The 25710-nt window shown below is 59.4% G+C and carries 21 protein-coding genes and 1 pseudogene; 5 read left to right on the forward strand and 17 right to left on the reverse strand.

Annotation, left to right across the window (positions count from 1 at the left end):
• Positions 1-3: 3 nt before the first annotated feature.
• From CKV99_RS12685 to CKV99_RS14860, 7 genes are all read right to left on the reverse strand, one after another.
• Positions 4-1185, reverse strand: coding sequence for an N-acetylmuramoyl-L-alanine amidase (locus CKV99_RS12685; RefSeq protein WP_169872642.1), 1182 nt, complete (start codon positions 1183-1185; stop codon positions 4-6).
• Positions 1186-1295: 110 nt separating this feature from the next.
• Positions 1296-1619: a thioredoxin gene (gene trxA / locus CKV99_RS12690; RefSeq protein ID WP_092259364.1), complete on the reverse strand. Its 324-nt coding sequence runs from the start codon at positions 1617-1619 to the stop codon at positions 1296-1298.
• 73 nt (positions 1620-1692) lie between these two features.
• Positions 1693-2646 carry a thioredoxin-disulfide reductase gene (gene trxB / locus CKV99_RS12695; RefSeq protein WP_092259361.1) on the reverse strand — a complete coding sequence of 318 codons (954 nt, stop codon included), beginning with the start codon at positions 2644-2646 and terminating at the stop codon, positions 1693-1695.
• 83 nt (positions 2647-2729) lie between these two features.
• The gene (locus tag CKV99_RS12700; protein ID WP_092259358.1) at positions 2730-3356 is read right to left on the reverse strand and encodes a sigma-70 family RNA polymerase sigma factor; all 627 of its coding nucleotides are present in this window, start codon (positions 3354-3356) and stop codon (positions 2730-2732) included.
• Positions 3357-3521: 165 nt separating this feature from the next.
• Positions 3522-7088, reverse strand: a complete 3567-nt coding sequence (locus CKV99_RS12705) for a murein biosynthesis integral membrane protein MurJ (RefSeq protein WP_092259356.1) — start codon at positions 7086-7088, stop codon at positions 3522-3524.
• A gap of 101 nt (positions 7089-7189) precedes the next feature.
• On the reverse strand, positions 7190-9805 hold the full coding sequence (locus tag CKV99_RS12710) for a hypothetical protein (protein ID WP_177178121.1): 2616 nt from the start codon (positions 9803-9805) through the stop codon (positions 7190-7192).
• The gene (locus CKV99_RS14860) at positions 9802-10752 is read right to left on the reverse strand and encodes an NUDIX hydrolase (protein WP_231910077.1); all 951 of its coding nucleotides are present in this window, start codon (positions 10750-10752) and stop codon (positions 9802-9804) included. Before CKV99_RS14860 ends, CKV99_RS12710 begins: the two co-directional genes overlap by 4 nt.
• A 78-nt stretch (positions 10753-10830) precedes the next feature.
• Here CKV99_RS14860 and CKV99_RS12720 point away from each other — a divergent pair, with 78 nt between their 5' ends.
• The 4 genes from CKV99_RS12720 to CKV99_RS12735 are packed head-to-tail and all read left to right on the forward strand — an operon-like array spanning position 10831 to position 14085.
• Complete coding sequence (locus CKV99_RS12720; protein ID WP_092259350.1) at positions 10831-12279, forward strand: CCA tRNA nucleotidyltransferase; 1449 nt, start codon at positions 10831-10833, stop codon at positions 12277-12279.
• Positions 12272-12880, forward strand: coding sequence for a YqgE/AlgH family protein (locus tag CKV99_RS12725; protein WP_092259347.1), 609 nt, complete (start codon positions 12272-12274; stop codon positions 12878-12880). The genes CKV99_RS12720 and CKV99_RS12725 overlap by 8 nt, the downstream gene beginning before the upstream one ends.
• Before the next feature lie 12 nt (positions 12881-12892).
• Positions 12893-13738: an AzlC family ABC transporter permease gene (locus CKV99_RS12730; protein ID WP_231910078.1), complete on the forward strand. Its 846-nt coding sequence runs from the start codon at positions 12893-12895 to the stop codon at positions 13736-13738.
• Positions 13739-13776: 38 nt separating this feature from the next.
• Positions 13777-14085 carry a branched-chain amino acid transporter permease gene (locus tag CKV99_RS12735; RefSeq protein ID WP_092259586.1) on the forward strand — a complete coding sequence of 103 codons (309 nt, stop codon included), beginning with the start codon at positions 13777-13779 and terminating at the stop codon, positions 14083-14085.
• A 163-nt stretch (positions 14086-14248) separates the two neighbouring features.
• Here CKV99_RS12735 and CKV99_RS15015 read toward each other — a convergent pair whose 3' ends face one another.
• On the reverse strand, positions 14249-14428 hold the full coding sequence (locus CKV99_RS15015) for a hypothetical protein (protein ID WP_331712837.1): 180 nt from the start codon (positions 14426-14428) through the stop codon (positions 14249-14251).
• A 201-nt stretch (positions 14429-14629) separates the two neighbouring features.
• On the opposite strand from CKV99_RS15015, the pseudogene CKV99_RS12745 reads away from it, so the two are divergent.
• Positions 14630-15704: pseudogene (locus CKV99_RS12745) on the forward strand (NADH:flavin oxidoreductase/NADH oxidase).
• A 40-nt stretch (positions 15705-15744) separates the two neighbouring features.
• On the opposite strand, the gene CKV99_RS14865 reads toward CKV99_RS12745, so the two are convergent.
• From CKV99_RS14865 to CKV99_RS12790, 9 genes are all read right to left on the reverse strand, one after another.
• Positions 15745-15882 carry a hypothetical protein gene (locus CKV99_RS14865; RefSeq protein WP_331712838.1) on the reverse strand — a complete coding sequence of 46 codons (138 nt, stop codon included), beginning with the start codon at positions 15880-15882 and terminating at the stop codon, positions 15745-15747.
• A 24-nt stretch (positions 15883-15906) separates the two neighbouring features.
• Positions 15907-17505 carry a hypothetical protein gene (locus tag CKV99_RS12755; RefSeq protein WP_231910079.1) on the reverse strand — a complete coding sequence of 533 codons (1599 nt, stop codon included), beginning with the start codon at positions 17503-17505 and terminating at the stop codon, positions 15907-15909.
• A 2-nt stretch (positions 17506-17507) separates the two neighbouring features.
• A complete protein-coding gene (locus CKV99_RS12760) occupies positions 17508-18404 on the reverse strand; it encodes an ABC transporter ATP-binding protein (protein WP_092259582.1) in 897 nt (298 codons plus the stop codon).
• A gap of 153 nt (positions 18405-18557) precedes the next feature.
• Entirely contained in the window at positions 18558-19400 is an 843-nt protein-coding gene (gene trpA, locus CKV99_RS12765; protein WP_092259344.1) for a tryptophan synthase subunit alpha, read from the reverse strand.
• A 2-nt stretch (positions 19401-19402) separates the two neighbouring features.
• Positions 19403-20677, reverse strand: a complete 1275-nt coding sequence (gene trpB / locus CKV99_RS12770; protein ID WP_092259342.1) for a tryptophan synthase subunit beta — start codon at positions 20675-20677, stop codon at positions 19403-19405.
• Positions 20678-20722: 45 nt separating this feature from the next.
• Positions 20723-22201: a bifunctional indole-3-glycerol-phosphate synthase TrpC/phosphoribosylanthranilate isomerase TrpF gene (gene trpCF, locus CKV99_RS12775; RefSeq protein ID WP_169872717.1), complete on the reverse strand. Its 1479-nt coding sequence runs from the start codon at positions 22199-22201 to the stop codon at positions 20723-20725.
• A complete protein-coding gene (gene trpD / locus CKV99_RS12780) occupies positions 22188-23216 on the reverse strand; it encodes an anthranilate phosphoribosyltransferase (protein ID WP_092259339.1) in 1029 nt (342 codons plus the stop codon). Before trpD ends, trpCF begins: the two co-directional genes overlap by 14 nt.
• A gap of 30 nt (positions 23217-23246) precedes the next feature.
• Positions 23247-23939, reverse strand: a complete 693-nt coding sequence (locus tag CKV99_RS12785) for a glutamine amidotransferase-related protein (RefSeq protein ID WP_092259336.1) — start codon at positions 23937-23939, stop codon at positions 23247-23249.
• A complete protein-coding gene (locus tag CKV99_RS12790) occupies positions 23936-25519 on the reverse strand; it encodes an anthranilate synthase component 1 (RefSeq protein ID WP_092259333.1) in 1584 nt (527 codons plus the stop codon). The genes CKV99_RS12785 and CKV99_RS12790 overlap by 4 nt, the downstream gene beginning before the upstream one ends.
• Between the last annotated feature and the right edge of the window lie 191 nt (positions 25520-25710).

Genomic DNA, 25710 nt, shown 5'->3' on the forward strand with positions numbered 1-25710 from the left:
TCGTTAAGCGCGCTCCTCAGCCAACAAGGCGGAAAAGTCGTAGGTACCGGTGGGCTTTTTGTCGTCGTCAAGCAGGTAGAGACGCTTCACGGCGACAACGATCGCCTCAGCGATGGCGTCGCGTTGCGTACGATCAGTCAGGATCCTCACATCGCGCGGGTTCGACGTATAACCAACAACGACCTCAACTGAGGGCATCCGGGTCAGACGCAAAAGATCCCATGTCCTGCCATGATTATGCAGGTTCTGCAGGTCAGTACGCGCGGCGATCTCACGCTGAATATAACCAGAAAGCGTCTCACCGGTCATGGACGAGGCACCCTTTTCTGACCCGAAGTAAAACGAGGCGACACCATTAGCCTTCTCATTGTCGTAATGATCCATGTGCAAAGAGATCATCACATCGGCTTTGAAAGCATTCGCGATTTCAGCGCGAGCTTTTGGCGTAGGATTATCCCCCCGTGGGCGAGAAATAATGGTTTCCATACCTGCGGCGATCATGCGACCTTCAACACGCGAGGCCAGATCCCACAGAATATCTTCTTCGGTAATGGGCCCAAAGGGACCATTCACGGTCACCCCTTTATCCGCACCGCCTCGCGCGGGATCCAGAACAACGCGCTTCCCGGCCAGCATCGGGCCTGCTTTACGTACTGTTTCACGCTCCCGAATGGCCTGGGCGGACCCTCCCGTAATGCGACGACCCAGCAAGTTCAACGCCCGCAACGTGTCCGGACCAAAAACACCGTCGTCCTGCAGGCCGTAATTGAGCTGATAGTTCTGCACAGCCTCGCGAGTCGCCTTGCCATAATGGCCGTCTACCTTGTGCGAATAAAACCCAAGCTCTTGGAGCTGGCGTTGCAGCTGGCTCACGTCATCGCCCACGAGAATCTGGTTCGGCTGATAAGACAGCACCCGGTTACCCAAGGTGTAGGACGCTTCGCGAAGTTCACGCAGAGTAACTTCGTCGATTGCGCCAGAGGGAATAATGCCACGGGACTGTTGAAACGCCTTCAGCACCTCCGAAAGATCCTCATCGAAGTACTTCTCGTCCTGCGAAAAGCTGCGGTTATTCCATTCCTCGACATCACCGGAATAACCAGGCAACTGGCCGAGACTAGCCAAGGTTGAGCGCACCTCAGCGACGCGGGCGCTGGAATCCCCCACACGGAGAACGCGAGTCACGGTACCCCTTTCCTGCACATCCACTTTGGCATCGTAGTGTTGTGCGCTTCGTAGAAAACCGATCCAATGGAACGGCCCTTCTAATTACCAATTTGTTTTCAGGATACCATTTAGAGCTGTGATTCAATTTTCTGCATAATCTCAGATTTCGGGCGCAGACCGACGAATTCATCGACCTTTTCTCCGTCTTTAAAAATCAACACGGTGGGGATACTCATGACCTGGAACATGGCCCCGAGGGTCCGTTCCGAATCCGCATTTACCTTCGCGACTGTGACCTTTTCGCCCAGCTCAGAGGCGATTTCATCGAGCAGGGGTGACAGCTTCTTGCAGGGGCCACACCACTCGGCCCAGAAGTCCACAACTACTGGCTTGTCGGAGTCTATAACAACCGACTTAAAATTTTCCTGAGTGACGTCCACAGGTTTGCTCATGTTTTTCCTTAAATTAAATATCTTTAACAATCGAACCTATGTAGTAAAGCCACTACATAGTGTGGGGTGCGGTTTAGAGTGCTTCAAGGTAGTGCTCAGCGTCGATCGCAGCACGGCACCCAGACCCCGCAGCCGTAATCGCCTGCTGGTAGTGATCATCCACCAAGTCACCAGCTGCGAAGACACCAGCGATATTCGTGCGGGTTGAAGGCTCAGCCACTTTCACGTAGCCCTCGTCGTTAAGCTCGATCTGCCCGCCCAGGAATCCAGAGCGTGGGTCATGACCGATGGCCACAAACATTGCTGTGGCGTCGAGCTTTGAGGTGTCACCCGTCTTGACGTTTTTCAGACGCAGCCCGGCGACTTTCCCGTCACCCTCCAGGATCTCTTCCACGACGGTGTCGGTGATGAACTCGATCTTCTCGTTCTCTCGCGCGCGATCCAGCATGATCTGGGAAGCACGGAACTCATCACGGCGGTGGATTAAGGACACCTTGGAACCAAAGCGGGTGAGGAAAATCGCTTCCTCCATAGCAGAGTCACCACCACCGACAACAGCAATGTGCTGGTCTTTGAAGAAAAAGCCATCACACGTGGCGCACGTGGACACGCCGCGGCCAGTAAGTTGCTCCTCGCCAGGGATCCCCAGGTGGCGAGGCGCCGCACCCGTGGCCAGAATCACCGCACGGGCTTGAAACTCCTCGTCATCCACAAAAACCTTCTTAACATCACCCTCGAGCTCGACGCGGTCAACCATCTCGCTACGAAGGTCTGCCCCGAATTTCTCTGCCTGGGCGCGCATCTCCATCATCAAGTCAGGGCCCATAATGCCCTCTTGGAAACCAGGGTAGTTCTCCACCGTTGTAGTGTTCATCAGCTCGCCACCGAATTCGTAGCCTTCGAAGACCACAGGGTTCAGGTTGGCGCGTGCGGTGTATAGTGCTGCGGTATAACCGGCAGGGCCGGAACCGACCACAATAACATCGTGAATGGTGGTTGATGCCGGCTCAGTCTGGGACTCGGTCATGTAACGGGGACTCCTTGAATTAGTAATGAAACTAGCTGCTCCGCTAGTGTACTTCCCCTTTTCTAACGCTTCGGCTACGCCACCTATTCCGGAGCTGTGAGTTGCTGATGGATCGCCTTGCGCGCACGAGCTCGACGCGACTTGACGGTCCCTGGCTGCACCCCCATCTCCTGGGCTGCGCGCTCAATGGTCAGCCCGGCAACGTCGATAAGCAACAATGCCCGGCGCTGCGCGGCGGGTAAGCGTGATACGACTTCGCGCAGAACAAGTGCCCGCTCCACATGAGTAGTGGGATCGTGCGCTAACAAGGGGTTAACATCCTGATTAACCTTGTCTTCATCATCCAGGCTCACATAGGTGCTGCGTTGGCGCCGGATCATATGGTCATGGCCAGCGTTGATAACCAACCGGTGCAGCCAGGTAGACAGGCTGGATTCGTTGCGAAATGAGTGAAGGTTGCGCGCTGCCCGGAACAGCGCTTCTTGCACGATGTCTTGCACGTCATGGTCGTTTTTGGCATAGCGGCGGGCCACATAGGTTAAGCGTGCGCGGTGGCGTTGCACAATCTCGCTAAACGCCTGCGCGTGGCCCGCGTTGAAGGCGGCCACCAGATCGGCGTCCGAAGGTTCCTCCGCTGCCAGCGAAGTAGAGCGTGATTGGCGTGAATAAGAGGTGATTGCGGGCCTCGAAAGATCTGGCACGACTGCCATGTGTTCCCCCGAACTTTAAGCGATGAGTTTTCCCTACTGTTGTGTAGGTCTTACCAGCTATTGTGCATGGGGATGACAAAGCCTGCCCGGCGAGCGTGCACACTGCAGTGGACATGCTCGCCACACGGCGGGTGAGGTAATGCGCTAAGAAGGCGCTCTGTAGTCCTACAGAGGTAGACCAATCATCGAGATCTCATTGATTTCTACGTTGGAGTCCTCATTGACGGGGATGTCGGTGATCCACACCACCACACCGTGGACCCTGGGATTATCCTGGATTTCCAGGCTGTTTCGGTTGGTGCGCAAGGTTCCTTTTTTCAGCAGTTTCAGGTCTTCCAGCGCGGTGTTTTCAACACTGGTTTCTTGGTCAGCTGGCAGACCGTAAAGGTTGTAGTGCGCTCCTGGGGTTTCAGTGTCGATGAGGAGGTGCTGCAGTGCCAACGGTTCCGTGGCAGTAACCACGATGCCAACACCGGGTTTGGTCCCCAAACCATTGGGGTAGCTGTCAGAGGACCAACTGGTCTGGGTATCGCCATCAATGACGTTGTTGATGCTGTCCGGATTGTCAGCTGCCGGGTCGTGGCCAGGTGCTTGCCACACCCGGACGCGGGAGGGTTCGACGATGACAGGTAGGGGGCGGTTTTCGGCTGTGCGCATCGACGTTCCGGTGGCTGCATCATCTACTGATTGGTGGCTGACCGGGGCAGCCGGATCATCGCCTCCGATCACGCTCACCAGGTAGGTAGTCAGGGCGGCGATGAGCACCACCACAGCAATGGCAGCGGCGATGACTGCGACGAATCCCTGGATGGAGTATCCGCGGGACCCGAAACCACTCAACCTCTCTGGCTCTGGTGTGTCTTCGTCGACAACTTGCAGCGCTTCCGTATCTACAGTATCGACAGTATCGACAGTATCTACCGTGTCTACCGTGTCGCTGCGGTCGCTGTGGTCACCTGCGGTGTGCTGCGGCGCTACTACATCATCGTCGGAATGCACGGTCACACCGCTGAATTCGCGCAGCTCGTCGGCGATTTTGTGGAACATCTCCGAGGTGGGGTTCTCGGTGTCGGGGTCGGCGGCATCGTCGGCAAGCGCGCGTGTTTTTTCGGTGATGGCAGTCAGGCGCGAATCGGCAGCGTCGCCCGTGCCCGCGTTAAGCAGTTCGAGAGCGGATGCGAGCGCTGACATATCTTTTTCGTCGCTGGCGTCTGGCAGCACCGCCGGAAACGCAAGCACGACGTGCCCGTCGGTGGAAACGCGCAGCCGGTTGCGGTTGTCCAGGCCCATCGGGTTGCCCTGGTCGTGGCAGTCAGCCAGCGCGTCTGCCAGTGGTGCCATAGCACCGGCCACGGCCTGTGGGTGGAGATTTCCTTCGGCCGCAACCACAGACTTCACAGAGGCACCCGGAACCCAATCTGCCACGATGAGGCAGCCCGAGCGGTATGACAGCACCTGAATATTCGGGGCGATGGCCGGGTGCTCCAGTGCGCGCAGTTGGCGGGTGCGCCACGCAACCTCGCGTGAGCGTCGCGCAGCTTCGTCAGCACCGACGGCTGCCAGTGGGGCTTGGTTGTGCGTATCGACGAAAACGAGGGCCACTTCCCGCTCGGTGCTGATCTCGCGAGCTTGCCAGAAGCGTGCTCCACTCACGGAGCCGTGGTCGCGCAGCAAGCGGAACCGCCCGTCGGAGACAGGCGCTCCCGCTACCAGGCGCGGGCCTCGCACTACACCGGCCGACATCGGTGGTGGCACTGGTGAGGCGTTAAAGGAATCGGCCGCCAAGAATTGCTGTGACATGGCCTTGGGATCAGTCTGGCCGGTTTCGATGGCCTTTTGTTCATCTGGGTTAATGAACTTGCCGACGACCGGTAGGCGCGTGAACAGCCGGCCCAGGTTTTGAACCTCGGGCAGACCCGACCGTGACAAAACGAGTCCGGCCACAATCAAGAACACTACTCCGACAATGCCGAGCTCAACCACAAGGCCAATGGAGGCGCGCTGGCCCAAACGCACGACGAGAGCCACCGGGTTAAACGGCACTTGGCGGATGAGGAACTGGGTGAGCAATGCTGCTGCGGCACCAAGGATCCCGGCGGCGGCTGCCCACGTGCTGGTCCGCAAGATCGTGGCAGATTGCAGGTCGCCGAGTTTGCGTGTGAGCAGGAAGGCTCCGATCACGGCACCAGCCACAAACCCAAACCCGTTGGCGGCACCGAGCAGCACAACGACGAACTCCGACGATGAGGCGACCAGCGGTGCCACATAGCTCAGCAGTACCTTGGTGGCGGTAATACCGGCGATGATGAAGGTGGGGGTCCATGCCTCTTCGCGCGCATAGAACACACGCAAGTGCAGCATCACCAATGCGTACGGGATGAGCGTGAAGGCTGAGAAGCTGATGGTCAGGCCCAGGGTGCGGGCCTCTTCAGTTTCGAAGGCACCGTACCCGAATAGCGCGTTGCCGATGTCGGGCCCGAAGGCCGTCATGAAGATCACGATGGGAATGAGCGCGATGAAGGTGAGCTTGGTGGCCAGCGTGAGATCGCGCACCACTGCCCGGTCATCGCCGTCGGCGGCGTTGCGGGAAAGGCGGGGCATGATCGCTGTTAACAGGGCCACACCGATGATGCCGTACGGCACCTGCAGCAGTTGCCAATGCTGTTGGTAGATTGCGTAGGCAGAGGCGTCGGCCTCGGTGGCAATCCGCGCGGTGATCACATAGCCCAGTTGAGAAATTGCCACATAGGCGACGATCGCAACGGCCATGCCACCGAAGGCCTTGAGGCGGTCATCAATACCCCACTTCAAGCGAAGGTCGATATTGAGCTTCTTCAAATAGGGCAGCAAGATCGCGCACTGCACCACCACACCCAGGGTGGTGCCCAACCCCAGCAGCAAGATGTGGGGGTCGGTCACCGGTGACGGTGCGGCTGGGTTCAGCGAACCGGGAACTAGCCGGTAGGCGGCCAGCACGGTAATGGAGATCAGGTTGTTGACTACCGGCGCCCACGCACCAGGTTTGAAAACCCCCTTGGTGTTCAGCACAGCTTGGAACAGGGAGAACAATCCGTAGAAGAAGATCTGCGGCAGCAGCAGGTACGCGAAGGAGGTGGACTGAACAATGTTCGTTTTGGCCTCTTCGTCCATCATCATGCGGACCAGCAGTGGTGCCGCCACAGTAGCGATCACTGTGACCGACAGCATGAGTGTCAGGGTGAGAGTAAACAGTTGCCGGATGAACCCGGCACCGCCGTCTGCATCTTCCTTCTCAGCGCGCACCAGCACCGGCACCACCAGCGCTGTCATAACCGATCCGAGTACGATCTCCGTGATCATGTTCGGCAACGTGTTCGCCAGGTTGAAGGCAGACGCGATCGCGCCACCCAGCATTGAGGTGATCATCACCGTGCGGATGAAACCTGTTACGCGTGACAGCAGTGTGGCAATCGCCATGGAACCGGTGGAGCGCACAACATCTTCGTTGTTTGCCTTCTCCACGGTAGTTGCGCCGGCACCAACGTCGCTGGTGGCGGAAGCAGAGGCACCGGTGCCCCCATCAGCGGGAGCCGTGGCGGCGGGGCTCGCGGTAAGACCAGATAAGTCCTGGGCCGGTTGCGGATCTGGCTCTTTCGTAGGTCGAGGCACGGGGACCGGGGCTGGTGGGCTGGGGGTCACGATCCGCCCGCGCTGCCCTGCAGTGTTGCCTGCAGTGTTCTCGGAGGAAACCACGAATCTTCCTATCTATCGTCGCTTTGTCGCGTTTGCCACGTTAGTCGTGTGGGTGCTGGATTGCGCGCTCACTGCTGTTCAGTAAGCGATGGAGTGTGGGTTTAGTCGGGTGGTTGATCGTCGGCACGCACGATGCTTCGATTAAAGCCTGCGCTTGCCGACGAAGGCTGTGCCTTCCCCCTGCGTCTGGTGCGCAGCAGCAGTACAAAGAGAGCTAAAAACAGGACGAAGAGGCCACCGACGGTGAGCAGCCCTACTTCCGTGGCTGCGGTGCGCACGGAGATTGCAACTGGCGCTGAAATCGCTTGGCCTTGGGGGGTGGCAAGATACAGCCTCATGTCGGTGCGCTCGGAGGAGTCCGGGAGGGCGGCTGTCATTTCGATGGTGATGGAGCCACGTGCGGGGATGCGGAGTTGTTCTGGGACGTCCAGAACAGCACCTGCTGGAGCTTCATAGAGCAGGGTTGCATCCACGGGCAGCGGGAGGCCGTTTTCAGCCACGATGAACAGTGGTGAGGACTCTGAAGTGCGGGTGAACACGTTGCCCGGAGGGATGAGGTTGACGGCTCCGCGCAGCTCGTTCAGTGTGTCGCGGGTTTCGTTGAGTCGTGTTCGCGTGGCAGTAACGGCATTCGAGTAGTGCTCTGGTGATCGTCGATACGCGATCGATAAAGCGGTAAGTAGGTCGCGGCGAAGCGGTGCTGTGTAGCCGTAACGGGTCAGCGCAATGACTGGATCAGCTACGAGAAACGAGGTGAGGTCGTCCACGTAGCGGGCTTGTTGGCCGGCACTGAGGATCTCTGCGTCGGAAAAGACCGTGGGGTCCGCGTAGGGGCTTCCCGTTGCGGTTGCCTGTGGCACGTGCGCGCCGGCGGGGACGGTGAGATAGTCCTCCAGCGTTATGGCGGTGGCGTGATCGTCGACAAGCATGTTCTGGACGGTGGCGAGCGCTTCGCGGGCGGTGCGGGCGTCCCATGATCCGGGTGGATTGATCAACACTGGCGTGCCGGCGGGCTGCTCGCCGGTGGTGGTGGACTGTTTTATCGCGAGGCGCACGGTGTTAGCAGCGGTGATGTCGCGTGCGGCGATGGAATCCTTGGTGGCGTCGTAACGCAAGTCGGTGTTGGAATAACCAGTGGTGAGCGGTAGTGAACCGGCCGACGCGAGGGTGGATGCCAGCGAATCCTGAAAGGTAACCGCAGTGATCCCGGGGCTGAGGTAACTGAACCGTTGGGTGGCTGGATCGCCCGATGTTTCACGTGAAACACTGTTGTCTGCAACGAGTACGCGCACGGGAGTTGCGGGTTCGGGTGCTGCGGCCATCGTGGGGTTCGGGGGAAGATCACGCTCCAGGTTCGTCACCGGAGTGTCCTCGACTTGCACGCTGGAATCTTGCGGATCCAACGCGGTCTGCGTGTTTTCCCAGGCGCCACTCATCCCGGTTGAAGCTATCGTGGATGCCTCATGATTAGCCCAGCCCAGCGCAGGCGCCACGCCTTGGGCAACATATCCGGAGGGTGGCAAAACAACGTTGCGTACTGTCGGTACCTGCAGAACCCGCTCTAAGGTAAACGGGCCACGTTCGATTGCCTCGCGCATCAGCCACGGTTCTCCGCCCTGTGCAACGGCGTTGACGTCGCTGTTCGCCCATGGCAACGCCACAACGCAACTCTTGGCGGCCGTCGCACGCAGCTGATCCAGCCATGCGGCGGCGTCTTCGACACCAGTCCCAGGCGTGGACGGGACTTGCTCCACCTTGTCATCCCACGAATCGCGCAGCCGCTGTGGTTTTCGCGCTACCGGAGGGCGCGCGTGAGCCACCGAGTACCCAGCCGTCATTCGTTCCACGGAGTTAATTAACGCCGGATCCACTGCCAAACAGGTGGCCTGCCGCACCTCAGCTCCCGCTGGACCGGCAACCGCAGCGTCATACGTGTTAAGAAGCGTGCTTAACCGGCCCTCAGGAGCAAGTTGTTCTGCCAATTGTTCGGACTTCAGCACGAGGGGTGGATCTTCCGGTGCCTCACCCGTCTCCCCCGGCACTACGTCAACGGGGGCGGTGATGGGGTACAACATGGTTACTCCGGGTGCGTTACGACGCTCGGCTGACCCCTGCTGTGTGGTTTCAGCGGTGCCTATCTGAAACCGCTCGGAGTCATAATGTTCTCCCCCGGCGCCGCTTAGTACCAGCATGATCGGATACACAGCTGAACCAGACATGGGTAATGCTCCGGGGGTATCAGCGGTTGTGGGTATCTTAATGTCGAGCTCGGTTGATTCGCCTGGCGCCAAAGACCTAGCAATGGTGACCCGCTCCCCCACCACGGAGTAATCATGTGGTTCAGCCACCGCTGCCACACGCGAATCTGCAACGGAGGCCGTGATCGGTCCCCGGCGGGGGGTGATGTGGAGGTCCTCAACAGTTTCCGTTGAGCTGTTGCGCACGCTGATGCGCAGCGACAGGTCTTCTCCTACCGCCAGAGTCGTGGGGCCGTGGAGGAGGTCTATTGTCACGCCTTTGTCCCCGTCTGCTGGGCGGATCGCCGGATTGACCCATTGGTCGGCCACCGCCTCATGGGTCGGTGCTATGGGGACCGGAATGGCGGTGGCAGTTCCTGCCGACGCAAGGGTGGCTGCAGCGAGCACCGCGATCACTGTAGAAGTCACAGGGGTGCCTGCGGTGCGTGGGCGACGGAGGTGCCGTGTGCGCGGGGTCACCGGGGAGTCGCCCTTCCGGCCGCGCGTTCCTTTCTGGCCAGGTCGGGCAAATTGTCATACGCGTAGCGGGCGAGTTTACGTTCGTCGGCGTAGGCAAGGTGCTCAATGAGTTGATCAACCGGCACCCACGTCACCTCAGTCACCTCGGGGTCTTCGTCGTTGAGTTCACCGTCGACAAAGCGCAGCAAGGTATGGTGCACGGTTTTATGAATGCGCACGCCGTCGGAGACGAACCAGTAATCAATGGTGCCGAGTGTGGCGAAAGCCTCCCCTTCAATGCCGGTTTCTTCCCACACCTCGCGTTCGGCGGTCTGCCATTGGTGTTCGCCTTCTTCGACGTGGCCCTTGGGCATCGACCACAGCAGACGCCCACGACGGTCCAAACGTCCGATCAGAGCAACATAAATACTTGACAGGTCAACAGAGTTGTCGTCACGCACCGCCTCCGCCATGCCGGAGACCACCAGCCCGCCAGCCGAGGTCTCGTCACGAGTCTCCATCCGGACCGCACTGGAATACTGCCGCTTTCGGTTCATGGCCGGGGAGCGTCGGTTGCGATTCTGGTTACCGCTGCGGACTCCGCGGTTGTTGCTCTTACCTTGCTGGTTGTTGCGGGTATTCGTGTTGGACTTTGCGCTTGACGACGAACGCCTGCGCCCACGGCGTCGGCGTGATCGCTTCGGCTTATTGTCTGAATTATTGTCTGCTGAGGCGCTTGCGTGTGCGCTTGTGTGGTCGCGCTCGCCGGAGTGCTGCTTGTTCTGGCTGTTCCTGTTGTTTTGGTTTCCGGCAGGACGACGGCCCCGGCGTCGCCTTCTGCGTCGCCGTTGTCCCTGCGGATTGCCCTGATTGGAGCCCTGGCTAGTGCCTTGTTGGCCGCTTTGGGAAGAGCGGGGGCCTGACTCACCACCAGAATTGGAGGCGGAGGGGCGAGTAGTGTCAGTCATTCTTCGCTAATCGTAGCTGTCCGCGACGTTTTCCGGTATTTTGACGTGCCCATTCAGCCCCCAGGTAAGGTGTTAGCGGTGAACACCCCTCATAATCTTGACCCCCTCAGTAAGGCCACCGACTCAATTCGCCAGCTTAGTGGTTTGCTGACCCCGCTCGTCGATAAGTTCCAAGCGGCAGGCCACGAGCTCTACCTCGTCGGCGGTCCCGTGCGCGACGCCTTCCTCGGCCGCCTGGGTGGTGATCTCGACTTCACCACATCTGCCCGCCCGCAGGAGACGTACCGAATTCTTGAGGAGTTTGGTGAAACCGTTTGGGATACCGGCATTGAGTTCGGCACCGTGGCCACGGTGAAGGCTGGCCAGCAATTGGAAATCACTACCTTTCGGGCTGACCTCTACGACGGTGTGACGCGTAACCCAGAGGTCACCTTCGGCGACACCATTGACGGAGATTTGGTGCGCCGCGACTTTAAGTGCAACGCCATGGCGGTGCGTTTGGGCGTCAAGAATAGCTCGATGACCATGGACTTTGTCGATCCGGTAGGTGGATTCAATGATCTGGTGAACCAACGGTTGGATACGCCACAAGAACCTGAGGTGAGTTTCCGCGACGATCCTCTTCGGATGCTGCGCGCCGCTCGTTTTGTCTCCCAATTGGGGTTCAGCGTGGAGCCACGCGTTTTCGCTGCCATGAAGGATATGGCGCACGAGATTGAACGTATCACAGTGGAACGCATCCAGGTAGAGCTGGATAAGCTCATCCTCGGGGCTGCCCCATGGGACGGTATTGACCTCCTCGTGGAAACGGGCTTAGCGGACTACGTGCTGCCCGAGGTGGCTGCGTTGCGCATGACTCCCGACGATCACATGCAGCACAAAGATGTGTACCGGCATTCTCTGACGGTGCTGCGGCAGGCGATAGACCGAGAAGAAGACGGCCCGGATCTCGTATTACGCTGGGCGGCGCTGCTGCATGACATCGGAAAGCCGGATACCCGTGCGAAGAAGGAGGGCGGTGGCGTTAGCTTTCACCACCATGAAGTGGTGGGTGCGAAGCTGGCACGTAAACGGCTGAAAGCACTGAAGTATCCGAAGGCGATCACGCAGGATATTTCCCAGTTGGTGTATCTGCACATGCGGTTCCACGGTTTTGGTGAAGGCCGGTGGACCGATTCGGCCGTGCGCCGGTACGTGACGGATGCCGGTGATCTCCTCCCCCGTTTACACAAGCTCGTGCGAGCTGATTCCACCACGCGCAACCCGAAGAAGGCGGCGCGACTGCAGCGGACCTACGATCACCTCGAAGAGCGGATTGCGGAAATTGAGGAGAAAGAAGATCTGGCTCGCGTCCGCCCAGACCTCGACGGTAATGAGATCATGCAGATTCTCAACCTCAAGCCGGGCCCTGATGTGGGTAAAGCGTGGAGGTTCATGAAGGAGCTGCGCTTAGAGCGTGGACCCCTGGAGCGTGATGAGGCTATTGCGGAATTGAAGAGCTGGTGGGAAGGTAATCAGCATGAGTGACTACTTCTACGCAGATCGTCTTTTTAACGCGCTGGAGCGGGAGGAGCCGTCGGCCGGCATGTTGCTGGTTGCAGCTCCCGGGATGTTGAGCCCAGAGTTCGCCCGCAGCGTGGTTCTCATTCTCGAGCGTGATGAGGAGTCCTCGTTTGGCGTGGTGTTGAATCAGCGCAGTGAACTTGCCGTGTACAACGTATTGCCTGATTGGTTGCCAGCGGTGGCCAAGCCACAAGCGTTTTATATCGGTGGCCCGCTTAGCCAACAGTCGGCCGTTGGTCTTGGCGTGACCAAGCCGGATGTGGAGATTGATTCCAACCCACATTTCACGCGTTTAGCTAATCGTCTTGTTCACGTCAATCTTGGGGCCGAGCCTCACGAGGTGGCAGACGATCTTGTAGGCATGCGCATTTTCATGGGATTTTCCGAATGGGCACCCGGCCAGCTTGACGAGGAAATCCAGCGCGGTGACTGGTACGTGGCCCCCGCGCTCCCAGGTGACGTGATTGCACCAGCGGCAGCAGATTTGTGGGGCGATGTGCTGCGTCGCCAGCCCATGCCGCTGCCGTTGTTCTCCACATTTCCCAGTAACCTCGACGATAATTAAGGGTTGCGGGCAGTGAATGTTTCACGTGAAACGTCCCCCGGCCATTCGGGCGGACCTGGCGCCGAGCAGCCCGGCGACACTCTGCACGAAATTAAGGAGGGCATTCGCGAAACCTGGGCTGTCGGCTTGGGGTTGATCCCCCTCGGGCTCGCTTTCGGGTTATTGATGACCCAAACGGGCTTCGCGTGGTGGTGGACCCCGATCTTTTCCATCGCCATCTTCGCCGGTTCGATGGAATTTTTGGCCATTAGTATGGTCACCTCGGGTGTTGGTCCGCTCTCAGCCGCCTTCACCGGTTTCATGGTGAACTTCCGCCATATCTTCTACGGCTTGACCTTCCCGTTGCACAAAGTGAAGTCCGTACCTGGGAAGGCTTATTCTGCGTACGCGCTTATCGACGAAGCCTACGCCATCGTCTCTGCCCGCGATCCACGCACACCACTTACCGGCACGCGAATCCTCACAATCCAGATCCTATTGCACCTGCTGTGGTTAATCCCGGGCATCGTCGGTGCTCTCGTGGGTGAAATCATCCCACCTGAGCTCCAGGGCATGGACTTTGCCCTGACCGCTCTGTTCGTGGTGCTGGGCTGGGAAGCCTTTAAGAATAACCGGGACTACTCGCTGCCGGTGATCGCCGCGGTACTTGCCATCCTGGTCGGCCTGGTTGCTCCGGGCTCGATTATGATGGTCGCGCTGAGCGCTTATTTCTTGATTTTGATCGCCCGCTATATCTCACCGCGCCTCGATGACGTTCTCACGTGGCGCCGCACCGGCGACACCACCGCCGGCACGCCGGGCGACACCACCGCCGGTACGCCGGGCGATACTACCGCGCCGACCACGAAAGAGGTGTGACAGCCGTGTACGGTCTTCCCGAAGGCGTTACCCTCGGCATGGTGTTGGCAGTGCTGATACCTGTGGGCATTGTCACCGTGGGATTGCGCGCTGTGCCCTTCTTCTTCCTCAAACTGCTGAAGGGCAACCGCTTCATCGCTTCGCTGGGCTTGATGATGCCCGTCGGCGTCATGGTGGTGCTGGTGGTGTACACCATTGTCGGCCAACTCTCCGCCCCCGGAGGTTTGCTCGCCTCACTTCTCGGTGTGGCTGCTACTCTCCTTTTGCACTGGTGGAAGCGGGATTCTGGCCTGTCCATTCTTGGCGGCACCATCGTCTACATGCTGCTGGTGAACCTTGTTTTCTAAAGCGCTGAGCTCGTATGCCCACACCCTCGACTGGTCCTAGAGCTCCGGGAACTTAGCGCGAGTCTCGGCCCACAAGCCTTCAAATTCGTCAGCGCTTAGGCTTTGAGCCTCGATCCCCTCAAACTGGTCGTACGTGTTGGGGTGCGGGACATGGTCCAGAGGCTCATTCGCCTGCCCCACAACGCGACCCTTGGCGTAGGCCCCCCATGATTGTCTCGTCTAGGGCCAGTTCGATCATGCGCACCATGGTGCAGCTTTCCGACGACACCTCCTCGAGCTCTGCGATCGTAATCAGTGTGCCTGCACCTGGCACGGTCAACGTGGTGCGGACGAAATGTTTCACGTGAAACTCCTTAGACCTCGGCCCGCCCAGAACGAGTGGCAAGCCACGAACAAATCATCAACTGTACCTGGTTGTTATACCTGGTAATAAAGCATCACTGGAAGGATGAGCGGGCCTCGGGGCGCACCGTGGTTCGCAGCCGCTGATGAAAGGCATGACCCATGCCCGTGTTCCCCGTCTACGGCGGGCTACCCTTGGCATATGACCAACGTGAGACTAGCCAAACCGATAACCTTGCGCGGGCTGACCATCCGCAACCGCATCTGGGTACCACCCATGTGCCAATACCACGTGCGCGCGAAGAACGGCGTGCCCGAAGCCTGGCACCTGGTGCACTATGGCTCCCTAGCGGCCGGAGGATTCGGCCTGATCATCGCGGAATCCACCGGCATTGTACCCGAGGGCCGGATTAGCCCGGAGTGCACCGGTATGTGGAACGATGAGCAGGTGGACGTTTGGCGCAAGATCGTCGACTTCGTCCACACCCAGGGTGCTGCCATGGGTGTGCAGCTCAACCACGCGGGCCGGAAGGCATCAACCATCCCGATGCGACCGGGCTTCGGCAGCGGCACCGTGTCTCGCGACGACGGTGGCTGGCAGACCGTGGCCCCCTCCCCTATCGCCGCCGACGGCCAGGACATTCCGCGTGCGCTGTCCATTGAAGAGGTGCGCGCCCTGCCCAACCAGTTCGCCGAGGCCGCCCAGCGGGCCATGTCCGCGGGTTTCGATACTGTTGAGCTGCACGCCGCGCACGGTTATCTGCTTCACCAGTTCCTCTCTCCGCTGACGAATGAGCGCGAAGACGAGTACGGCGGCGACTTCGAGGGACGGACCCGGCTAGTGCGCGAGACCGTCGACGCGGTGCGTGCCGTGCTTAACGACGAAACTCCGTTGCTGGTGCGCCTCTCGGCTACCGACTGGACCAAGGGAGGTTGGCTGCTCGAGGACTCAGTGCGCCTGGCCACGTTGCTCAAGGACCAAGGGGTAGACCTGATGGATATCTCTACCGGCGGCAATGTGCACGCGAAGATTCCCGTGGAACCTGGCTACCAGGTCCCCATGGCCTCTGCTGTGCGCGAGACTGGAATGCCCACGGCGGCCGTGGGATTGATTACCAAACCCAGAGCACGCCGAGTACATTCTGGAAGATGGGCATGCTGATGCCGTGTTGCTGGGACGGGAGGCTCTGCGTAATCCCCAATGGCCGGTGCACGCACTCAAGCAGCTCGGCGCGGAGAAACTCCCGGTGACGGAGTCCTATTTCCGTGCCTGGTAGGTGCGAGCCGTGGGTGCAGCGCACCGTGTCGGCTGCGACCTCAGTGATCTTGTTGTTCTGGTGTGGGCACGTCGGTAGCTGCGATCTCTTCAGACGGAGCCTTACCACAAGCGGCGAGAAAGGCACCCGCGAGGGTGATTGCGGTGCCCAACAGGAACATTGGGCGTGAACATGGCATGCCTTCTAGTATGCCCGTTTTGGCCTAGCGTATGTCGCGTTTCGACGAACCCACTAACCCAACCAGTACAAGTACCACACCTGTAGCACCCAGCAGCACCGGGATCCACCATTGGTCCGAGCCCGGCTCCAACGCGTAGCTGAGAGGCGATAGATCGATCACCCAGTCCGGCAGCTGCAATATCTCACCCATCAGAGTAACCACCGCCGAAGCTGCCAAGGGCACCCACGCCCACCCGGTTGCCCGTGGAACACATCCTACGATCGCCACAGCGATTCCCGTGAGCAGCAGTGCAGCCCCCAGCAGTGTCCATGAGGACCACGCTAGCGCGCAGTAGTCGTCGTCAAGCGTGGCCTCCTGGGAGGCTAAGCCCAGCGCACCGCTTGCGTGCATCACCGCGATGAGGGCGATGACGGTGCCTAGTGCGACGACACTCGCAGCAGCCAGTGGTGCGTAACGACGCACGCCCGTGGAGCGTTGCGCATCTACCGTGCGGGCCTTCTCTTCGGCGCGGTAGGTGGTGATTTGTCCGATGCCGGCGGCGGCGATCATGATGGTGATCATCTGGCAGATATACGCGATGAAGGCTTGGTACGCGTCGGTGCCGCCGAGGAGATCGCGGAAGACTTGGCCGGTGGTAGCTTCGCCGCCGATTAGCTCTGCGATGTCGCCGGACAAAGACATGAGAAATGCGGTGGAGATACCAACGATGGCCATCCACGCAAGGATTCCACCCTTGTTGAGTGCCCAACGCAGGTGGATAATTCCTCGGATGGGCCGGGCGCGGTGGGAGCTGTCTCTCGCAGGGATGAACCCCTGAGCGAAGGGACGCTGAGACTCCAAAAGGCCAATGAGGACGCCCGCTACGGCGCAGACTGTGGCGAGGATCCCTGCCCGCGTGTAGTCGTTTTCGGTAAATGGGCCGATTATTTCGCGCCACCCGAGCGGGCTGGCCCAGTTCAACCATGCGATGTCCTGGGTGTCGGCCACGATGCGTATCACGTAAGACAGGGCAACTGAGAGCAAGACAGTACGGGTCAAAGTTGCGCCATCGTTGACTAGCAGAAGGACCACTTGCGCGGAAAGCATCGAACCTACCAACACGAGTATGAGCGTGATGCCGAAGGCTACCGCCCCGTCTATGGGGATTTCTTCGCGCGGGAGCGGGAGCAGGATTAGGATGAGGCTGGATAATGCGCCGATCGTCACCGATGCCATCACGCCTGTGATTGTCGCGGCGATCCATGGTGTGTTGGCGCGGATTCCCGTGGAACGAGTAAGTTCCGCAAGCCCGGTGTGTTCGGGACGCCGGTAGAGATCGGCCATGAGTAAGGCGATCATGATGGCACCTAGCAGCCCTGTCCACATGGCTGCCTCCCACGTTGTCATCTGGCCGACGGTGCCGGGTGCGTCGATAAGCCCATAGATTGCGCGCGTGCCGATGTTGCCACTGAGACCTTGTACGACACCCTGTCGGTCCGCGAGTGTTGGGTAGTACTCAAAGTAAGCGTAAGGAAAAATGGCAGTGATGGCGAGGATGGGAAGGATCCACGCGAGTAAGTAGCCGCGCTTCAGTGTGAGGTTGAGGCGCGTGAGGGTGAGCGCGTTATGGATTGTCTGCACGGTTACTCCCCTGTCTCGTAGTGGCGCATAAAGATTTCCTCGAGGCTAGCGGGCTGGGTCTCGATGCTGGTTGCGCCCGCGTCGAGTAGTGCGCGGAGCATCTCAGGGACTGCGTCACGCTCAACGGTCAGTGTGGCGCGCCCGTGCTTGTCGACGCTCACGGCATCTTCTCCGAGTGCCGATCGGAACCGATCGATTGTTTCACGTGAAACATGTGCGGACACGGCATGCGTCGATAAGTGACGTAATTGACGAATTGTTCCATGCTCCACCACCTGCCCGCTTTTAATCACTGTGACGTAATCACACAGCTTCTCCACTTCGCTCAAAATGTGACTGGAGAGTAATACTGTCGCCCCGTTGTCGTGTTCGTGGCGCACCTCATCAACGAAGACGGATTCCATCAGTGGGTCCAGCCCCGCTGTGGGTTCGTCCAACAGGAGAAGCTCCGCGCCAAAGGAGAGGGCGGCAATGAGACTGACCTTCCTGCGGTTGCCAGTGGAGTAGTCGCGAGTTTTCTTGGACGGGTCGAGATTGAACGCGTCGATGAGTTCTGATTCGCGTTGCCGATTTGTTGGCACGCCACGCAGTGACTCAAGCGCGCGCAAGGTCTCCGCTCCAGTGAGTGTCGGCCACAGGGATACATCTCCTGGGACGTAGCCGACGCGTTTGAGCACGGAGGGGTCGCGCGCAGGATCGGTGCCGAGAATGCGGACATCCCCGGAGGTCGGTGTGAGTACGCCGAGCAGGGTGCGGATGGTGGTGGATTTGCCCGAGCCATTTGGGCCCAGGAAACCGTGGATACTACCCTGCTTCACAGTAAGCGAGAATCTGTCCAGAGCCCGGAATTTTCCAAACCGTTTGGTCACCTCGCGGATTTCAATCGCCGGTGTCAATATCTGCTCCTTAATGTGACGGCTGTTTGCGACGGCTATGTACGTAGTCGGCCTAGGCAATGTTTCACGTGAAACGGCCCCGATGCTGTGGTTGCACAATGTGGACTACCTAGCATCCGGGGCCGTACCTCACGGGGATAAGTCTGGGGCGGAGAACTACTTCTTTGTCGCCGCCTTCATGGAGGCGACGAACTCAGTCAACTCAGACTTTAGAGCGTCCATATCGGTAATACGGCCAGGCTCGGGGTGCGTGCCTTCCACATACTTATTGATGATCTTAGTGATCGCGGAGCCGGAAATCGCCCCGGTCGCGCCTGCCTCGATCGCCTCGCGGACGTGAACCGGAGTGGAAATACCGAAACCAAGTAGCACGGGTGCGCCACCGTAGGACTTCACGTTGTCCACAACTTCACGCAGGCCGGTGGTCTTGGACTCGTTCTCGGTGCCGGTCACACCGTCGCGGGAGACGGCGTAGATATAGCCCTTAGAGTGCGCAGCCACGCCTTCCAAAGTCTGCGCACTAGCCTGGGCTGGAGCGATGAAGATCGGGTCCACGCCGTGGCGCTCAGCAGCCTCGATGAAGGGCCTGCCTTCGCGAACTGGCACGTCAGGCACCAGGATCGAATCCGCACCAGCCTCTTTGAACTCCTGGTAGAACTTGTCGAAGCCACGGACAAACGGGACGTTGGAGTAAATCAGCATGCCGATCGGCAGGTCCGGATATTCGGAACGAATCGTACGGATCTGGTCCAGCGCCTTATCCACAGTCGCTCCCCCATCGAGGGCGCGGACGTGGGCACCCTGAATGGTTGGGCCATCGGCGATTGGATCACTAAACGGCACACCAAGCTCAAGGGCATCGGCACCAGCCTCAATGACGGTACGCAAGATCTCCACAGCATCCTGCGGGCTCGGGTCAGACAGCATGAGGAACGGGACAAACGCACCCTCGTTCTTCTCCGCCAGCTGGGCAAAAGACTTCTCATAACGGGTAGTCATGCCTAGTCCTCCTTCAGGACGTAATTGGGATTATCTTCCAGGGTGCGGCGCACATGGTCAACATCTTTATCTCCACGGCCGGACAGGGACACCAGGATGGTGATGTCCTTGCCCGCAGCTTCCGCCTCCTCCGCGCGCTTCAGGGCGTACGCGAAAGCATGCGAGGACTCTAGTGCTGGGATGATGCCCTCATAACGCGACAGCAGCTGGAAAGCCAGCAGTGCTTCCTTATCGGTGATCGGCACGTACTTCGCACGTCCGGTCTGTGCCAGGTGCGCGTGCTGCGGGCCCACCGCTGGATAATCGAGGCCGGCGGAAATGGAGTAGGACTCCTCGACCTGGCCGTCGTCGTTACGCATCAAGTAGGAGCGGGTGCCGTGCAGAATGCCGATATTGCCCTCTGCGATGGCCGCACCATGCTTTCCGGAGCCTACGCCTTCGCCACCTGGCTCGGTGCCGACCAGCTCCACATCCTCGTCATCGATGAAGTCAGCGAAAATTCCAATCGCATTGGACCCACCACCGACGGAGGCCACCACAACATCGGGTAGCGCGCCGGTACGCTCCACCATCTGCTCTTTGGCTTCCTCGGAGATCACGCGGTGGAACTCGCGCACGATCGTAGGGAATGGGTGCGGGCCGGCCGCTGTTCCCAGCAGGTAGTGGGTGTCGTGGAAGTTTGCGGTCCAGTCGCGCAGCGCCTCATTCACCGCATCCTTTAAGGTGCCAGAGCCGGAATCCACTCCCACAACCTCAGCGCCCATCAGCTGCATGCGGTACACGTTGGGTTGCTGGCGCTCGATGTCCTTGGCACCCATATAAATCACGCAGTCTAAGTCCAGCAGCGCACACACCAAAGCGGTAGCGGTTCCGTGCTGGCCCGCACCCGTCTCGGCAATGATCCGGGTCTTACCCATCTGTTTGGCTAGCAGCGCCTGGCCGATTACCTGGTTGGTTTTGTGCGCGCCACCGTGGACAAGGTCCTCACGCTTCAAAAAGATACGCGCGTGTTTCGCCTTCTTCTCACTGGTCGCGGACTGAGCTTGCACAGTCCGCGGTAGGTTGAAGCACTCAGTAAGTGGAGTCGGGCGGCCCAGATAGTCGCGCAGGATGGACCGGTAGTTCGCCATGAACTCCTTATCATTCCACGCCTCCACAAACGCCTTCTCCAGCTGGTCGAGGGCAGGCATGAGCGATTCGGGCACGAACTGGCCACCAAATTCGCCAAAGTACGCCGGCAGGATGGTGGCCCCGCCGTCACGATAATTATCAGTCATAACAGTCCTTTGTTGAGTTCCAATCAAGACGCTTAATACGAGCGCTTAGTACGAAAAGTTGCGGATGGTATCGAACGCGCGTCGGATCGCGCCTGCGTCCTTGTGGCCAGCCCACACACCAGCACCATCGCCGTACTCCAGGCCGGAGTTGAGGTCGAGGCCAGTGGTACCTATGCGCAGCGCATCTGCCAGGTTGTCTAGGTTTAGCCCGCCAGCCAACAGTGCCTTTTGCTTCACGGTATCCGGCACGGTGGACCAATCGAAAGTTGTGCCGGACCCTCCGTCTTTGGCATCAAGCACGAGCTTATCGACGAGCGGCTCTAGCGCCTCCGCCACTGCAGGGCCATCGGGGTGTGTCATGGAGACGGCCCGCCAGATTTCCACGTGGGCTCCTTCGTCGCCCACGGCAGAAGAGCTATCGCCCACGGAAGATGAAGCTGCTGCGAGCTCGGAGCGGGCGGCGTCGATAAGCGCTTTCTCGGCTTCGATGCTGCCCTGGTAAGCCGCGTGAAGTTGGATCGCCTTCACACCGTCGAGGGCCAGTTCCGCGAACCCGGTGGTGCGGCGAGATACGGCAACGTAGTCGAGGCCAGGCTCGTGGGCGATGATATCTGTGGCCGTTTCACGTGAAACATTGCGCGGGGAGGCCTCTTCGAAAATCAGGCCACCGTAGACAGCGCCCGAGGCCTTTGCGGCCTGGGCCTCAGACCAATCGGTAAGGCCACACACCTTGTTCGCGCCATACACCAGCTCGCGCGCAGCCCGGTCAATATCCGGCTGGCTGGTCAGCTGGGAACCCACCAGATAAGCATGTGAATGGCCACCAAGCTGGCGGACAGTCTCTGTATTACGGATACCGGACTCAGACACGACAAGTGCGTCATCAGGCAAAAGTGCTGCCAGACGAGCAGAGCGGTCCAAATCTATGGAGAGATCGTGCAGGTTGCGGTGGTTAATGCCAAAAATTTTTGCACCCAGGCGGATCGCGCGCTCCACTTCCTCCTCATCGATGACCTCGGTCAAAACATCGAGCCCGAAGCGGTGCGCTTCGTCGGAAAGCTCGGCGTATTCATCGTCGTTAAGCACACTGAGCATGAGCAGGATCGCGTCGGCGCCGTAGTAGCGCGCGGCGTGGACCTGCACCTTGTCAATCACGAAATCCTTGCACAGCACAGGCAGGTGAGATTCTGAAGCCACAGTGGCAAGGTGATTGTAGTCGCCGCCGAATCGGTCCGGCTCGCACAACACCGAAATGCCGGAGGCGTAGCGTGAATAGATCCGGGCGATCTGACCGGGCTCATAATGTTCGCGGATCAGGCCCAGTGACGGCGAGGAACTCTTACACTCCATGATGAAATTGTTCGCACCCTTACCACCGCGCGCCAGAGAATCGTACAGCGAACGCTGGGACTTCGGGAGCTTATCGACGTCTACGTGGGCGATGCGTGCCCGGATCTCATCGAGGTGGCCACGACGGCCCTCTACGATGCCTTCGAGAACGGTAGGAAGTTTAGCCACCGTAATTCGCCTCCTCGTGCTTAGCCAACCAGGTTTCCACAGTGCCATCATTCAACATGGTCTGCGCCTTGTCTACACCGTCTTTAATAGTGTCCGCATCGCCATTGAGGTAGAACATCGCACCGGCGGTTGCTGCCGTGGCGTCGACATGCGCCTTCGGGCCCGTGCCGGCAAACGTTGCGCGCATCAATTTGGCATTTTCTGCGCCGTCGCCGCCCCGCAAGTCCTCCAGCGTGTAGCGGCTCAGCCCCAGCTCCTCAGGTGTAATGGTGTAGTTGGAGATGTTGCCATCGCGGTCCAACTCCCATACCTGGGTTTCACCGTGGACAGCGATCTCATCAGTACCTGCACCGTGCACCACAAGTGCGCGACCGCGGCCCAGCTCACGCATGGTCTCGGCGATAACCTGGCCCTGCGCCGGGTTCGCAATACCCATGATCTGGTATTCCGGGCGCGCCGGCGAAAGCAGTGGACCCATCGTGTTAAAGAGGGTGGATACACCCAGTGCCTTACGCACTGGTTGCACATGCGCGATCGCAGGGTTGTAGGCCGGGGCAAACAGGAAGGTGAAGTTCGACGCCTCAAACTGGCGGACCGCACGATGCGGGTCCAAGTCCAAAGGAATGTTGAGGGCCTCCAGAACGTCGGCCGAGCCAGACTTGGAGGACACCGAGCGGTTGCCGCACTTGACCATCTTCACTCCACCAGCCGCGGCGGTAAGTGATGCGGCGGTGGTGATGTTGATGGTGTTCGCGCCGTCGCCACCCGTGCCGGCAGTATCCATCAGACCCTCACCGGTAATGGGGAACGGGCGGCCAGCAGCCAGGAACGCCTTTGATGCGCCAGCGATATCCTCAAAGGTTTCGCCACGAGTGCGGATGGTGGCTAAGAGCGCTGCAATGTGCACATCATCATAGTCGCCAATGGTCAGCGGGGTAAAAGCCTCGATAGCTTCCTCAAGGGAAGGGTTCCTATTATCCAGGAACCGCTTGAGAATTTCGAGCGACTTATCACTTGCCATAATATTTTTTCGCCTTTCTTGTGAAAATTACTACTGGTCAGTCTCGGAGTCAGCATGTTCGGCACTGTCGGCGCTGTCGGCACTGTCGGTACTGTCGGCGCGGAGCAACGTCTCCAAACAGCGATTAAGAATTGTTGGTCCAGCCGGCGTGAGAATAGACTCCGGGTGAAACTGCAGGCCAATCGCCATGCTATCGGCCGTGGTCGCAGCCATAATCACCGGCCCAATATCTGTCTCGGTGGTGGCCAGCGACACGATGCCCTGCGGGCACTCGACAGCCTTAGAGCCCAGCGAGTGGTACCTTGCCACCGGCACCTTGCGGCCCACATGGCCCGGGATCTCGGGAGCAGAATCAACCACCAAACCCGCAAAAACAGGGTGCGCGACACCACTACTGGTCAGCTCCATCACCTCAGATTTACCATGCACCGGGCCGCACGGCTCCACTTTTCCGCCGAAATACTCCAGCAACGCCTGGAAACCAAGGCAGATGCCCACTACTGGGATACGCCGGGCCAGGGCTTCGTCGAGAAGCGACATCATGCACCCAGCCTCAGCCGGATAGCCGGGCCCGGGCGACAAGATGATAAGCGCCGGATCCTCCGCCAGCACCGTTTCCACAGATACCGTGTTGCGGAACACTGTGAAGTCGTAGCCGTGCAGCGCGTCGACCAGGTTGTACACAAACGAATCGTGGTTATCTAACAGGACAATCTTGCTCATCGCACAACCTCCAACTGTGCATCCGCGGCCAACGCAATTGCGTTGAGCACCGCATACGCCTTATGTAGGGTCTCATCCGCCTCGCCCTGGGGGCTGGAATCACGCACCACGCCCGCACCGGCCTGCACTGCGGCCACTCCCCCACTGACAAACGCCGAGCGGATAATAATGCAGTTATCCATATCGCCATTGCCACGCACATAACCAATCGCACCGCCATAAGAGCCACGGCGCCGGCCCTCCACCTGGCGCAGCAACTGTGTAGCCCGCAGCTTCGGCGCACCCGTGAGCGTGCCCATATTCATACACGCACGGTACGCGTCGAGCGCATCCAGATCGTCGGCAAGCGTGGCAGTGACCCGGCTGACCAGGTGCATCACACGCGAATAGCGGTCCACCTGCAGTAAGTCCTCTACCGTGCGCGTGCCCGGCACCGCAACACGCGCCATATCGTTGCGCGCAAGGTCTACAAGCATGGTGTGCTCGGCGATCTCTTTGGCATCGGTGCGCAGCTCCAGCTCCATGCGAATATCCAGCTCATTGTTGATGGAACCATCCGGGTTTAGCCCGCGCGGGCGCGTGCCCGCAATCGGGTAGAGCTGCACTTGGCGCGTAGAGTGGTCAAACTTCAGGTTCGACTCGGGGCTAGCGCCGAACAACTCGTACGGATTGCCCGCACGGTCAAGCCCGCGTGAATAAAACATATACGGGCTGGGGTTGGTCTCGCGAAGATGGCGGTACGCCGCAAACGCATCAACGCACTCGGCGGTAAATGTGCGCGCCGGGACCACCTGATAAATATCGCCGTTGTAAATGTTGTGCTTCAGCGCTTCAACCTGGTCGCGGAATTGCGCATCCGGGATATCCGCAGTGACAGTCAGCGTGTTGTTTGGGTTCTGCGTGGCAGCATAAGAGTGTGTTGAGTCAGGCTCAGCAGCATTGATTTGCGCAGCATAGGCTTCGATTCGCTTATCGACGACATCCCCTGTCGCACAATCCACACCAGTGAGGTGGGCGGTCTGCGACTCATGATCAATCGTGAGCAGGATTTCAGCCAGAATGAACTGGTAATCCGGATAGGTATTGACAGACTCCTCGACTGCGGGAAGATCTTCAAAGGTCTCGAGGTAGTCGAACGCGATGCCCCCGGCCAGCATGGGAAGTTCTTGATCTTGATAGCCTGCGTCGCGTGTCAGCTTGCGCAGTACCTCAGCGGAGCTGATGTCGGTGAGACGTTCTCGCTCATCGACGGCGGTTGAGGGTGGGAAGTCATATGTTCTGGCGGTTCCTCCGGCGTTTTCCCCGGTTGCGTATTCAGTGAGCTGGCCGTGCAGACGCTCGGCGATAATGCGGCCTGACTCCGTCAACGGCTCCACCGTGACTGCGGTGCCGTTACAGGTCACGCGCAGGCTGGCGTCCAGCACCGCAACAGACTGCAAACCGGATTTCGTTGTAATGTCCGCTGACTCTAATAGCAGCGAGTCAGTTGACTCGGTACCACCGATATGAGCAAACAAACTGGAGGCATCTGCGTGGTAGCGCACGTCGCGCCTGATCACGCGCGGTTCGACATTGTCCATCAGTACTCTTTCACATATTTATTAAGGAGGGCGGTTGGCGGTGGCCGGTCCCCTTGCGCTGTGGGTACTGTGTGGCAAAACAAAAGACCCGCTGCGCTAGGAAATCTAGCCGGCGGGCCGATAATTCTTGGTGCTCGAAAAAGAGTGGCTCGCCGTCTAAGCGCGCCACCACCACTGGGTGAAAGTCAGGG

This window comes from Corynebacterium cystitidis (genome assembly GCF_900187295.1).
In the GTDB taxonomy this organism is placed as follows: domain Bacteria; phylum Actinomycetota; class Actinomycetes; order Mycobacteriales; family Mycobacteriaceae; genus Corynebacterium; species Corynebacterium cystitidis.